An 11,960-nucleotide genomic window follows, 5' to 3' on the forward strand; every position below is an offset into this window, starting at 1 on the left:
CAATATGGAATACCGTATAATTAAATCACCGTCAAAGGGAACCATGGATATTTTGAACCGAAGGAAAGGCTCCGGCACCTCCTCCCCCATAGGACCGGCGGATGCAGTGGGACTGATACAGGGCAGAATCATCGAAATGGTTTGTGCCGCAGATGTGGCAGAAAAAGCAGTAGGTGTTACGGTAGAAGACATCAGAGGAAGCTGCCCGCAGAACATGATCATGCTGGCGATTTTTGGAGATACGGCATCGGTAGAGGCAGCTATGGACGAGATTAAGCAAAGAGAGAAGAGAGGGGTGGAAGAATGGTAGCGGCCAGATTGATTGATAACATATGGGCGACCAGAAAAGCGGAGTCCTTAAATGGGTATAAATTTATGCTTGCCGAGATCATTGGAGGCACACGGGAAGGCGAACGGCTGATCGTAGCAGATATCATCAGCGCTGGCATCGGTGACCGTGTGATCATTTCCACCGGCTCTTCTGCCAGACGGATGCTGGGGAGCGATGAGGTTCCCGTAGATGCCGTAGTAATTGGGATTATTGATGAAGATTGCCAATTTATATAGGAGGGAAGTGATCATATGAAGCAGTTAATTTGTGCAAAAGATGTAGAAAAGTTAAACGCTGAGGGAAAAAAGGTATTTTACGTGGAAAGCGGAAGTATCATCACTCCATCTGCAAAGGATGCTGCAGATTCATTCGGCATCAAATTCTGCGATAAGGCAGAGGAGCAGCAGACACAGGCCCCGGCTGCTTTTGCAGGCATGGATATTGACAGCGATAAAATTTATATGGTACTGAAGACTTTGATGGAAAAGGGTCTGTTAAATGATATTTTAAAACCCTATGAGTCGGAAAGCCATGGAAACGGTCTTAAGGTAGTTCGCGGAAGCTCTGTGAAAATGGATGTATTTGATACAGGTGATCCTTCTGTCAAAGCTTACTACCAGGAACTTGTAAGCAAAGACGAGTCCCATATCAGTGCAGGTTTCCTTGTGATCGACCATTCAAGCTTTGAATGGGAATTGACCTATGAAGAGATCGATTATGTAATTGAAGGAACCTTAACCGTTACCATTGACGGAAAGACCTACACGGCAAAAGCCGGAGATGTGCTCTTCGTGCCGTCAGGTTCCAAGGTAACCTGGGGTTCACCAGATAAAGCGAGAGTATTTTACGCAACGTATCCGGCAAACTGGGCTGATTTGGTTTAAGGAGGTAAACAATGCAGGCACTTGGCTTTATAGAAACAAAAGGCGTGCTGGTGGCTATTGAGGCGGCAGATGCCATGTTAAAGGCAGCAGATGTGTCTCTTCTGGAAAAGACCAAAGTCGGCGGAGGTCTCGTCGCTGTTACGGTGACCGGTGATGTGGCGGCAGTAAAGGCAGCGGTGGACGCCGGAGCAGCAGCGGTGGAACGCATAAACGATGCTGCTTTAGTAACACGCCATGTAATTGCCAGGCCTCATGATGAGCTGACGGCTGTTATCGGCGGAGGCACTCCTGACGAACCGGAAAAAGAACCAGTTCCGGAAATCGCAGAAGACGTAGAAGAAACATCGGCTGAAGTACTTAAAGAGATACCGGCAGAAGAGCCGGTGGAAGAATCTTCCAATGAACCGGAAACCGTGGATACCATAAAGCGGGAAACAATGGACTTGTGGATGAAGCAGGACGGTCTGGAAGAAACCATGAAGATACTTGAAGATATGAAGGTAACAGAGCTTAGGACACTTGCCAGAGAATATCCGGAATTCAGCATAGCTGGACGGGAAATTTCAAAGGCAAATAAAACCCTGCTGCTGGAAGAATTCGGGAAGTATTACAGACAGAATGATTAATATTTTTAGAAAGGGAGAACGGGAACATGGAAAATTTTGATTATGATTTACGTTCCATCCAGGAAGCAAGGGACTTAGCAAGATGCGGCGAAGCTGCCGCAAAAAAAATCGCCGAATTTACGGCAGAACAGATTGACACCATTCTTAAGAGCATGGCAAAGGCAGGAGAGGAACACGCTCTTTGCCTGGCAGAGATGGCTGTAGAAGAAACAGGTTTTGGAAAGGTCATGGACAAGGCATATAAGAACCATGCTGCTTCCACTCTTTTATATGAAGAGATAAAGGATATGAAGACAAGAGGGATCCTTTCAGAGGATACCGTAAATAAGACCATTGATGTGGCAGAACCGGTAGGCCTTGTAATGGGTATCGTTCCATCTACCAACCCAACCTCAACCGTATTCTTTAAATCCATGATCGCCATTAAATCTGGAAACGCAATTGTATTTTCTCCTCATCCTTCTGCTGCTAAATGTACCTTAAAGGCTGCAGAGGTTATGCGTGACGCTGCAATTGCAGCAGGCGCACCGGAAGGAATCATCGGCTGTGTATCCATGCCATCCATGGGTTCTACCAATGAACTGATGAAGTGCAAGGAAGTTTCCGTTATCATTGCAACCGGCGGTCCTGGTATGGTAAAAGCTGCATACAGCGCAGGAAAGCCAGCCATCGGCGTAGGTGCAGGAAACTCCCCGGCTTACATTGAAAAGACAGCAGATGTAAAGCAGGCGGTAAAAACAATTCTTGCCAGCAAGACCTTTGACTATGGTACCATCTGTGCTTCTGAGCAGTCCATCATCTGCGAGGAGAGCAATCACGCAGAAGTCGTAGCAGAGTTAAAGAGCCAGGGCGGTTACTTCATGACAAAGGAAGAAACCGATAAAGTTTGTGCTATGTTATTTAAAAATGGTCATAACATGAATGCTAAATTTGTTGGCCGTTCCCCCCAGGTAATTGCACAGGCAGCAGGAATCCAGATTCCTGAGGGAACAAAAGTCCTCATCGGAAAACAGGAAGGCGTTGGAGAGGGATATCCTTTATCCTACGAAAAGCTGACAACCGTACTTGGTTTCTATACCGTAAAGAACTGGGAAGAGGCCTGTGGCTTAAGCATCCGTCTTTTACAGAACGGAATCGGACATACCATGAGCATTCATACCCAGGACAGGGATATGGTTCTTAAGTTCGCTGCAAAGCCTGCTTCCAGAATCCTTGTAAATACAGGCGGAAGCCAGGGCGGAACAGGAATCAGTACAGGTCTTCCGATTTCCTTTACATTAGGATGCGGAACCTGCGGAGGAAGCTCTGTTTCTGAAAACGTCAGCCCGAAACATCTCCTCAATGTGAAAAAGGTAGCTTTCGGTATCAAGGATTGTTCTACCATCGCAGCAGATGATCCAACCTTTACATGGAAGGAAACAACCCAGGCTGCATCCTTTAGTCCTGCTGACTTTGTAGCATCCTTTGATAAAAAGGAATGCGCACCGGCATCTTCCTGCCAGGGAGGAACCGATGAAAATGAGAAGCTGGCAGCTCTTGTAAAGGAGATCGTACTGGCTATGAAGGGCCAGTAAAACGAACCAGAAAAGGAGAACAGGAATGGATAAGTATGAAGCGGTAATCAAACTCTTAATGGAAGCCGTGAAAACGGAATCCGGAACCGATGAGTTTCGAATACCAGTTGGCGTTTCCAACCGCCACGTACATCTGTCCCAGGAAGACTTAGATGCTCTTTTCGGCCAGGGTTACCAACTGACCAAATTAAAGGAGCTATCCCAGCCGGGACAGTATGCATGCAAAGAAACAGTCACCGTATGCGGCCCAAAAGGAGCTATTGAAAAGGTCCGTATATTAGGTCCGGTCAGAAAGCAGACTCAGGTCGAAGTTCTGGCAGCAGACTGTTTTAAGCTTGGAACAAAATCAGAACCTAAGATGTCCGGGGAATTAGCCGGAACACCAGGAATCACATTGGTGGGTCCAAAGGGCTCCGTTCAAACAAAGGAAGGCCTTATCATCGCCCAGAGACACATTCATATGACTCCTCAGGATGCCCAGAAGTTCGGTGTACATGACGGACAGACGGTAAGCATTCAGACAGAAGGAATCCGCGGCGGTATCTTTCATCATACGGCAATCCGCGTAACCGATACGTCGAGCCTGGAATGCCATCTTGATACGGAAGAAGCAAATGCCATGGGACTTGGCAGTTCTTCAAGCGTAACCATTGTAAAGTAAGTGAACCATTAAAAATTAATTATAAATCAGGAGGATTTAAAAATGAAATACGATGCATTAGGAATGATTGAAACAAAAGGTTTAATTGGATCCGTTGAAGCAGCAGATGCTATGGTAAAGGCAGCAAACGTTACCCTGATCGGTAAAGAATTCGTAGGCGGCGGTCTTGTTACCGTTATGGTAAGAGGTGATGTAGGAGCTGTTAAGGCAGCAACTGATGCAGGTGCAGCAGCAGCTCAGCGCGTAGGAGAACTGGTATCCGTACATGTAATCCCACGTCCACATGCAGAAGTTGAAACAATTCTTCCGGGCACAAAAGAAGTATAATTAGTAATTTGATAAAGGTCTGTTTTTTACGGGTTTCTCTCGCAAAAAGCAGGCCTTTTTGCAAGGTTTTTTTTGTCTAAAACATGTAAAAGTATGGAGTTTTTTGACGTGTCCAGATTTATACAAAGTATTCATATACGATGGATATACAATTATTGATATTATATACATCTTCCATAAAAATCCAGATAAATTTCCGTATATAATAGACAAAATTAATTTTATTAGGTATAATACCAAGTATATGTGCAGGATGCAGAAAGCAGGTGGAATTATGCGCCATAAAAAGAGCGTAATGAGAAGTTTCATGATGGTGACCCAACTGGGTATCAGTGTCATGGTGCCTGTGTTTGTCTGTATTCTTGCCGGTTACTATATTGACCGGTATGCTGGGACAAAGCTGACGTTATTATTTCTGTTTCTGGGATTTCTGGCAGGAGGCTTAAATGCCTATAAGCTGGCAAAGACCACACTGGCCATGAATGAAAGGGAGGAGCGGGCTGAGGATCAGAAGGAGCGCATGGAGCGGCAGGAGGAGGCAAGACCCAAGGTCCATAAGCCGAAGCAGCCAAGCCGCGTGAAGGGACATGATGATGGGAAACTTTCGTAGACAGGAGGACTTGTAATGGGGAAGGAAACAAAGAATCTGATGCTTGAGGTTTCTGCCGGAATTGTGTTTTTCACGGCGGTAGTTATGCTTGGGGCATTAATTGTGTATCCCAGACGTGCTGTTTTTGCAGGATTGATTTTGGGAATGGCGTTAGCCCTGGCCATGTTTTTATCCATGGCTATGGTACTTGAACGTTCTATGAAGACGGAAGATCCAAAGACTGTTCAGAAGCGGAGTATTGTCAGCTCAGTCATTCGCTATCTGCTGCTTGTTGTTATAATGGTAGCAGTCATTGTCCGGTTTTCGGACTGGTTCAATCCGGTCGCAGTAGTAATCGGAGTCCTCGGACTCAAGGCTGGAGCATTTTTTCAGCCTGTTATACACAAGATCGCGGTCCGCAGGACAAAGGGAGAGTAATCTTTTTAGCGGTCAAGTGGGATCTCTTAAGAAAGGAGGCTTAAGCGTATGGTAGTTGCGAGTGCCAATAATGTGGACTTTATGATCAAAGGAGTAACAAAGTTTCAGGCTTTTGGTCAGGAACTTTGGATTACAACCACAGAAATAGGCCTTAGCATTGTGACAATCGTAATCCTGATTATAGCAGTGATTGCCAACCGGAAAATGAAGCAGGCCACAGAAGTGCCTGGCACCTTCCAGAATATAGTGGAGTTTGCTGTGGAAGCGCTTGATAACCTGGTGAACAGTACTATGGGTCACAATGCAAAAAAATTTGTTAATTATATCGGAACTATATTTATCTTCATACTGTTCTGCAATATTGGCGGCTTATTTGGCCTTAGAACGCCAACAGGAGACTTTGGTGTTACCTTTATGCTTGGTATTTTCACTTTCTGTATCGTGCAATACCAGGGAATCAAGAATCACGGAATCGGTCATCTGACAGGCTTGTTTCAGCCATTTCCGGTTTTGTTCCCGATTAACTTAATCGGTGAAATTACTAACCCATTATCCCAGGCGCTTCGTTTATTCGGCAACATGATGTCAGGTGTTGTTATTATGGGATTGTGGTATGGGATGATGCCAATTTTTGTAAATATTGGTATCCCAGCATTTTTACACGTATATTGCGACGTATTCTCAGGCTGTATCCAGACCTATGTGTTCTGTATGCTGACCATGGTATATGTCAATGATAAGATGGATTAAACTTCAATAATATTAAATTCAGGAGGAATTTTTCTATGAACGGATTTTCAGGACAGGATTTTATCTTAGGCTGCTCAGCAATCGGTGCAGGTCTTGCGATGATCGCAGGTATCGGACCTGGTATTGGACAGGGTATCGCAGCAGGCCATGCGGCTGCCGCAGTTGGACGTAATCCAGGCGCAAAGGCTGATATTACATCTACCATGCTTTTAGGACAGGCTGTTGCCGAGACAACAGGTCTTTATGGTTTCGCTGTTGCTGCTATCCTCATGTTCTTAAAGCCATTCAGCTAAAGAGTGGAGTGGCGGGTGGAAAAAGCCTGCCAGTAGAATGGGGAAAGAATAAAGAGCGAGAGGAGGCGAAACCTTGGAACGATTATTGGGATTTGACCCACAGCTGCTTTTTGGTTCATTTGTGACAGGCATTAACATATTCATCCTGTTTTTTGCGTTATCCTATATGCTGTTTAATCCGGTGCGGGAAGCCCTGGAAAAAAGAAAACAGAAGATTGCGGGAGCATTAAAAAACGCTGCAGACGATAAGGAAGCTGCGCACGCAATGAAGGAAGAATATGAAGCAAAGCTTCATGAAGTGAAGAAAGAGGCAGAAGAAATCTTAGAGGATGCCAGAAAAAGAGCAAAACAGCGTGAGGCTGAGATTATTGCAGAAGCCAGGGAAGAAGCGGACCGCATTGTTACACGGGGCAACCGCGAGGTGGAACTGGAGAGAAAGAAAGCGCTTGATGATATGAAGGAACAAATCATATCCATCGCTTCTGTTATGGCCGGCAAGGTCGTGGCTGCTTCCATTGACACTACGGTGCAGGATGCCCTGATTGACGAGACTTTGAAAGAGATGGGTGAGAGCACATGGCAAAGCTAGTATCAAAAGTATACGGCGATGCATTGTTTGAGGAAGCTTTAAGAAAGCAGGAAGTGGACGCTTTGTTTGAGGAAGTGAGAGGCCTGCAGGTGGTTTGGCGCGAAAATCAGTCATTGGCGGAGCTTCTTGATAATCCGAAGATTGTAAAAGAAGATAAAATCGGCATTATTAAGAATATTTTTGACGGACGCGTATCAGATGACCTGATGGGTTTTCTGGCAGTCATTGTCGACAAAGGCAGGCAGAAGGAGATTCCGGCAATCTGTGAATACTTCGTAAACACTGTCAAAGAATATAAGAAGATCGGCGTGGCCCATGTGACCAGCGCTGTTGAATTAAATGAGGGGCAGAAGGCCCGGCTTTTGGAAAAACTGCTGAACACGACTCAGTATGTGGAGTTTGAGATGGATTATCAGGTAGATCCGTCAATCATTGGCGGCATGGTGATCCGGATCGGTGACCGGGTAGTGGATTCCAGCATTAAGACGCAGATTTACGATCTGCGCCGCAGCCTGTTAAAGCTGCAGTTAGCATGATTTACTTAATGAAAGCAGGCGTAAGCGGAGCTTTTATTCAGCAAATCAGCTGAGGAGCCGTAAGGCGAATCGAGTTTCCATATAAATAAAGAAAGAAGGTGCAAACCTTAATGAATTTAAGACCAGAAGAGATCAGTTCTGTCATCAAGGAACAGATTCAAAGATATTCTACGAAACTGGATGTCTCTGATGTCGGTACAGTCATTCAGGTAGCGGACGGAATTGCCCGTATCCATGGCCTTGAAAATGCCATGCAGGGAGAGCTTCTTGAGTTTCCGGGAGAAATCTACGGCATGGTGCTCAACCTGGAAGAGGATAACGTTGGTGCGGTATTATTAGGTAGTGGCGCTATCAGCGAGGGCGATACGGTTAAGACTACCGGGCGAGTGGTGGAAGTACCTGTTGGCGATGCATTGACCGGACGTGTTGTAAATGCGTTAGGACAGCCCATTGATGGAAAAGGACCGGTCCAGACAGACAAATTCCGTAAGATCGAGCGTGTGGCTCATGGAGTTATTGACAGAAAATCAGTAGACACCCCTCTTCAGACAGGTATTAAGGCTATTGATGCCATGATCCCCATCGGAAGAGGACAGCGTGAGCTGATCATCGGCGACCGCCAGACCGGAAAGACGGCGATTGCCATTGATACCATTATTAACCAGAAGGGCCAGGGAGTTCATTGTATTTATGTTGCCATTGGCCAGAAGGCATCTACGGTTGCCAATATTGTTAAGACACTGGAAGAGTACGGTGCAATGGATTATACCACCATTGTTGTATCCACTGCTTCCGATTTAGCTCCTCTTCAGTATATTGCTCCATATTCCGGATGCGCCATTGGAGAGGAATGGATGGAAAACGGAGAGGACGTATTGGTTGTTTACGATGATTTAAGTAAACATGCAGCCGCTTACCGTACCCTGTCCCTGCTGCTTAAGAGACCGCCGGGCCGTGAAGCATACCCTGGTGATGTTTTCTATCTGCATTCCAGACTGCTGGAGAGAGCCTCCAGGCTTTCAGAGGAGCTGGGAGGAGGTTCTTTAACAGCCCTTCCCATCATTGAGACCCAGGCAGGTGACGTGTCCGCATATATTCCGACCAATGTTATTTCCATTACAGACGGACAGATTTATCTGGAGACAGAGATGTTTAATTCCGGTTTCCGTCCTGCCATCAACGCAGGTCTTTCCGTATCCCGTGTAGGCGGCTCCGCTCAGATCAAGGCTATGAAGAAGATCGCAGCTCCTATCCGTGTGGAACTGGCACAGTACCGCGAGCTTGCAAGCTTTGCGCAGTTTGGTTCCGAGCTTGATAAGGAAACAGCAGAGCAGCTTGCCCAGGGCGAGAGGATCAGAGAGGTATTAAAGCAGGGCCAGTATCAGCCGATGCCGGTTGAATACCAGATCATCATTATCTTTGCAGCGACCAAGAAGCTGCTCCTGGATATTCCTACCAGGAAAATCCTTGATTTTGAAAAGGCTTTGACCAGTTTTATTGATACCAAATATTCTGAAGTTCCCGCAAGCATCCGCGAGACAAAGCAGATCACGCCTGAGACAGAGGAATTGCTGGTAAAGGCAATTAACGAATGCAAAGCAGGTGTTTTTTAAAGGCAGGTGAACAATCATGGCATCCATTAGGGATATCAAACGAAGAAGAGACAGTATTTCCAGTACCGAACAGATCACGAAAGCCATGAAGCTCATATCTACCGTTAAGCTGCAGAAGTCCAAAGCAAAGGCGGAGGAATCCAAACCTTATTACGACATGATGTTTGATACCATAGGTTCCATGCTGCGCAAGTCCGGCAGTATTGAACATAAGTATTTAAAGTCAGGCGACTCTAAGCGGAAGGCAGTCATCGTCATCACTTCAAACCGTGGACTGGCAGGGGGCTATAACAGCAACATTGCCAAGATGGTTCATGGGGATGAGAGGCTTGCGCCAGAGCTTACGGATGTTTACGCCATTGGACGGAAAGGGAAGGAAGCACTGGTGAGAAGGGGATATACGGTTGCTGCGGATTATTCCGAAGTGATCAATGAACCGATCTACCGCGATGCGGCCGATATTACCATGGAGCTTTTAGACGCCTTTGGACAGAACCGGATAGGTGAAATTTATCTGGCTTATACATCTTTTAAGAATACTGTAACCCAAATACCGACTCTTAAAAAGCTTCTCCCGGTTGAAATGGAAAAGGAAAGTGAAAAGACGGATCTGACTTTAATGAATTATGAGCCGGATGAGGACCAGGTATTGGATTCCATTATTCCTAAGTATATGAGCAGCATGATCTATGGCGCTTTGCTGGAGGCCGTTGCAAGTGAGAACGGGGCCAGAATGGCAGCCATGGACTCTGCGACCAATAATGCGGAAGAGATGATAGAAGAACTTGGACTGGCGTATAACCGGGCAAGACAGGGTTCCATTACCCAGGAGCTTACCGAGATCATAGCCGGAGCCAATGCGATTTCATAAGGCGAATCGAACTTTATTTTTCAGGAACGAGAGAAATATATAAGAAGGAGAAACAAGATGGCAGGACAAAATATTGGTAAGATCACCCAGATCATCGGTGCCGTACTGGATATCAAGTTCAGCCAGGGCAAGCTGCCTGATATCAATGAGGCAATTGATATTGCTACAAAGGATGGCAGCAGACTGGTTGTAGAAGTATCCCAGCATCTTGGCGATGATACAGTAAGATGTATCGCCATGGGATCCACCGATGGACTGGTACGTGGTATGGACGCGGCAGCTACCGGCGCTCCGATTACCGTACCGGTTGGAGAGGAGACATTGGGACGTATATTTAACGTTCTGGGTGATCCGATCGATAATAAACCGGCACCGGAAGTAAAAGAGCATTTTCCGATTCACAGACCAGCCCCCAATTTTGAGGCGCAGTCCACGGAAACGGAGGTTCTGGAAACCGGTATCAAGGTCGTTGACCTTCTCTGCCCTTATCAAAAGGGTGGTAAGATCGGCCTTTTCGGTGGTGCAGGAGTAGGTAAGACCGTATTAATTCAGGAGCTGATCCGTAACATCGCCACAGAGCACGGCGGATATTCTGTATTCACCGGCGTTGGCGAGCGTACCCGTGAAGGAAATGACCTCTATCACGAGATGCAGGAATCAGGCGTTATTAATAAAACAACCATGGTATTCGGACAGATGAACGAGCCGCCGGGTGCCCGTATGAGAGTAGGTCTTACAGGCCTTACCATGGCTGAGTATTTCCGTGACCAGGGCGGCAAGGATGTACTGTTATTTATTGACAACATTTTCCGTTTCACCCAGGCAGGCTCCGAGGTTTCCGCTTTGCTTGGACGTATGCCTTCCGCAGTAGGCTATCAGCCGACCCTGCAGACCGAGATGGGCGCTCTTCAGGAGAGAATCACTTCCACAAAGAATGGTTCCATCACATCGGTTCAGGCAGTTTACGTTCCGGCCGATGACCTTACGGACCCGGCTCCGGCCAACACATTCGCCCATCTGGATGCGACCACGGTTCTTGACCGTTCCATCGTGGAGCTGGGTATTTATCCGGCGGTTGATCCTCTTGGATCCACATCAAGAATCCTTGATCCCCGTATCGTAGGTGAGGAACACTACCGTGTTGCCCGTGGGGTTCAGGAGGTTCTTCAGAAGTATAAAGAGCTTCAGGATATCATTGCCATGCTGGGTATGGATGAGCTTTCTGAGGAAGATAAGATCACGGTGGCCCGTGCAAGAAAGATTCAGAGATTCCTTTCTCAGCCTTTCTTCGTTGCAGGACAGTTTACCGGTCTGGAAGGCCGCTATGTGTCGCTTTCTGATACGATTCAGGGCTTTAAGGAGATCCTCGAAGGAAAGCATGATGATATTCCGGAGAGCTATTTCTTAAATGCAGGCAGCATCGAGGACGTTCTTGCCCGTGTGAAAAAATAGGGGGTGGGAATATGGCTGATTTATTCAAACTGCAGATCATCACACCGGAACGAAAGTTTTACGAGGGAGAGGCTTCCATGGTGGAGCTTACTACCACGGAAGGGGATATCGGCGTATACCGGAATCATATTCCCATGACTGCTATCGTTGCCCCGGGAGTCTTAAAGATTCACGAGGAAGACGGAGTGAAGGAAGCGGCCCTGATGTCTGGTTTTACTGAAATCTTACCGGAGAAGATCGTCATAATGGCGGAAGTTGTTGAATGGCCGGGAGAGATCGATGCAAACCGTGCAGAGGAGGCTAAGATCCGTGCAGAACGCCGCTTAAAGGAACAGAGCGGAGAAATTGATATTGTTAGAGCGGAAGCTGCTCTGAAAAGGGCTCATATAAGGCTTTCACTTACAAAGTAATGCAAAGGGATTTGGA

General features: G+C 46.6%; 17 protein-coding genes. All 17 read left to right on the forward strand.

Going from position 1 to position 11,960, the window contains the following annotated elements; translation table 11 throughout:
* Positions 1-4: 4 nt before the first annotated feature.
* Entirely contained in the window at positions 5-310 is a 306-nt protein-coding gene (locus tag ABFV83_RS18345) for a BMC domain-containing protein (protein WP_349945890.1), read from the forward strand.
* A complete protein-coding gene (locus ABFV83_RS18350) occupies positions 304-567 on the forward strand; it encodes a EutN/CcmL family microcompartment protein (protein ID WP_054738277.1) in 264 nt (87 codons plus the stop codon). Before ABFV83_RS18345 ends, ABFV83_RS18350 begins: the two co-directional genes overlap by 7 nt.
* A 15-nt stretch (positions 568-582) precedes the next feature.
* Positions 583-1,215: a cupin domain-containing protein gene (locus ABFV83_RS18355; protein ID WP_349945891.1), complete on the forward strand. Its 633-nt coding sequence runs from the start codon at positions 583-585 to the stop codon at positions 1,213-1,215.
* An 11-nt stretch (positions 1,216-1,226) separates the two neighbouring features.
* A complete protein-coding gene (locus tag ABFV83_RS18360) occupies positions 1,227-1,841 on the forward strand; it encodes a BMC domain-containing protein (RefSeq protein ID WP_349945893.1) in 615 nt (204 codons plus the stop codon).
* Positions 1,842-1,867: 26 nt separating this feature from the next.
* Positions 1,868-3,415 (forward strand): acetaldehyde dehydrogenase (acetylating), encoded by a 1,548-nt coding sequence (locus ABFV83_RS18365; protein WP_349945895.1) that lies wholly within the window; start codon positions 1,868-1,870, stop codon positions 3,413-3,415.
* Between the two features lie 25 nt (positions 3,416-3,440).
* Positions 3,441-4,076 carry a phosphate propanoyltransferase gene (locus tag ABFV83_RS18370; protein WP_054738279.1) on the forward strand — a complete coding sequence of 212 codons (636 nt, stop codon included), beginning with the start codon at positions 3,441-3,443 and terminating at the stop codon, positions 4,074-4,076.
* 42 nt (positions 4,077-4,118) lie between these two features.
* Positions 4,119-4,403, forward strand: a complete 285-nt coding sequence (gene eutM / locus ABFV83_RS18375; protein WP_313580089.1) for an ethanolamine utilization microcompartment protein EutM — start codon at positions 4,119-4,121, stop codon at positions 4,401-4,403.
* A 274-nt stretch (positions 4,404-4,677) separates the two neighbouring features.
* On the forward strand, positions 4,678-5,013 hold the full coding sequence (locus ABFV83_RS18380; protein ID WP_349945897.1) for an AtpZ/AtpI family protein: 336 nt from the start codon (positions 4,678-4,680) through the stop codon (positions 5,011-5,013).
* A 15-nt stretch (positions 5,014-5,028) separates the two neighbouring features.
* On the forward strand, positions 5,029-5,430 hold the full coding sequence (locus ABFV83_RS18385; RefSeq protein WP_349945898.1) for an ATP synthase subunit I: 402 nt from the start codon (positions 5,029-5,031) through the stop codon (positions 5,428-5,430).
* 48 nt (positions 5,431-5,478) lie between these two features.
* Entirely contained in the window at positions 5,479-6,180 is a 702-nt protein-coding gene (atpB, locus tag ABFV83_RS18390) for a F0F1 ATP synthase subunit A (protein ID WP_349945900.1), read from the forward strand.
* Positions 6,181-6,215: 35 nt separating this feature from the next.
* On the forward strand, positions 6,216-6,473 hold the full coding sequence (gene atpE, locus ABFV83_RS18395; protein WP_054738282.1) for an ATP synthase F0 subunit C: 258 nt from the start codon (positions 6,216-6,218) through the stop codon (positions 6,471-6,473).
* A gap of 73 nt (positions 6,474-6,546) precedes the next feature.
* Entirely contained in the window at positions 6,547-7,062 is a 516-nt protein-coding gene (gene atpF, locus ABFV83_RS18400; RefSeq protein WP_349945902.1) for a F0F1 ATP synthase subunit B, read from the forward strand.
* Positions 7,050-7,598, forward strand: a complete 549-nt coding sequence (gene atpH / locus ABFV83_RS18405) for an ATP synthase F1 subunit delta (protein WP_349945904.1) — start codon at positions 7,050-7,052, stop codon at positions 7,596-7,598. The genes atpF and atpH overlap by 13 nt, the downstream gene beginning before the upstream one ends.
* Before the next feature lie 110 nt (positions 7,599-7,708).
* Positions 7,709-9,211 carry a F0F1 ATP synthase subunit alpha gene (atpA, locus tag ABFV83_RS18410; RefSeq protein ID WP_349945906.1) on the forward strand — a complete coding sequence of 501 codons (1,503 nt, stop codon included), beginning with the start codon at positions 7,709-7,711 and terminating at the stop codon, positions 9,209-9,211.
* Positions 9,212-9,227: 16 nt separating this feature from the next.
* A complete protein-coding gene (gene atpG, locus ABFV83_RS18415; RefSeq protein WP_054738283.1) occupies positions 9,228-10,082 on the forward strand; it encodes an ATP synthase F1 subunit gamma in 855 nt (284 codons plus the stop codon).
* A 57-nt stretch (positions 10,083-10,139) separates the two neighbouring features.
* Positions 10,140-11,534, forward strand: a complete 1,395-nt coding sequence (gene atpD, locus ABFV83_RS18420; protein WP_349945908.1) for a F0F1 ATP synthase subunit beta — start codon at positions 10,140-10,142, stop codon at positions 11,532-11,534.
* Between the two features lie 11 nt (positions 11,535-11,545).
* Positions 11,546-11,944, forward strand: a complete 399-nt coding sequence (gene atpC / locus ABFV83_RS18425; RefSeq protein ID WP_349945909.1) for an ATP synthase F1 subunit epsilon — start codon at positions 11,546-11,548, stop codon at positions 11,942-11,944.
* The last annotated feature ends 16 nt before the right edge of the window (positions 11,945-11,960 follow it).

The organism is Lacrimispora sp. BS-2 (assembly GCF_040207125.1).
GTDB lineage: Bacteria > Bacillota > Clostridia > Lachnospirales > Lachnospiraceae > Lacrimispora.

Excerpts from the sequence above, each read along its gene's own strand:
- ABFV83_RS18385 (WP_349945898.1), top strand. The coding sequence starts at position 5,029 with ATGGGGAAGGAAACAAAGAATCTGATGCTTGAGGTTTCTGCCGGAATT.
- atpC (WP_349945909.1), top strand. The coding sequence starts at position 11,546 with ATGGCTGATTTATTCAAACTGCAGATCATCACACCGGAACGAAAGTTT.
- ABFV83_RS18345 (WP_349945890.1), top strand. The coding sequence starts at position 5 with ATGGAATACCGTATAATTAAATCACCGTCAAAGGGAACCATGGATATT.
- ABFV83_RS18370 (WP_054738279.1), top strand. The coding sequence starts at position 3,441 with ATGGATAAGTATGAAGCGGTAATCAAACTCTTAATGGAAGCCGTGAAA.
- ABFV83_RS18350 (WP_054738277.1), top strand. The coding sequence starts at position 304 with ATGGTAGCGGCCAGATTGATTGATAACATATGGGCGACCAGAAAAGCG.
- atpG (WP_054738283.1), top strand. The coding sequence starts at position 9,228 with ATGGCATCCATTAGGGATATCAAACGAAGAAGAGACAGTATTTCCAGT.
- ABFV83_RS18360 (WP_349945893.1), top strand. The coding sequence starts at position 1,227 with ATGCAGGCACTTGGCTTTATAGAAACAAAAGGCGTGCTGGTGGCTATT.
- ABFV83_RS18380 (WP_349945897.1), top strand. The coding sequence starts at position 4,678 with ATGCGCCATAAAAAGAGCGTAATGAGAAGTTTCATGATGGTGACCCAA.
- ABFV83_RS18355 (WP_349945891.1), top strand. The coding sequence starts at position 583 with ATGAAGCAGTTAATTTGTGCAAAAGATGTAGAAAAGTTAAACGCTGAG.
- atpE (WP_054738282.1), top strand. The coding sequence starts at position 6,216 with ATGAACGGATTTTCAGGACAGGATTTTATCTTAGGCTGCTCAGCAATC.
- atpA (WP_349945906.1), top strand. The coding sequence starts at position 7,709 with ATGAATTTAAGACCAGAAGAGATCAGTTCTGTCATCAAGGAACAGATT.
- atpH (WP_349945904.1), top strand. The coding sequence starts at position 7,050 with ATGGCAAAGCTAGTATCAAAAGTATACGGCGATGCATTGTTTGAGGAA.
- ABFV83_RS18365 (WP_349945895.1), top strand. The coding sequence starts at position 1,868 with ATGGAAAATTTTGATTATGATTTACGTTCCATCCAGGAAGCAAGGGAC.
- atpB (WP_349945900.1), top strand. The coding sequence starts at position 5,479 with ATGGTAGTTGCGAGTGCCAATAATGTGGACTTTATGATCAAAGGAGTA.
- atpD (WP_349945908.1), top strand. The coding sequence starts at position 10,140 with ATGGCAGGACAAAATATTGGTAAGATCACCCAGATCATCGGTGCCGTA.
- eutM (WP_313580089.1), top strand. The coding sequence starts at position 4,119 with ATGAAATACGATGCATTAGGAATGATTGAAACAAAAGGTTTAATTGGA.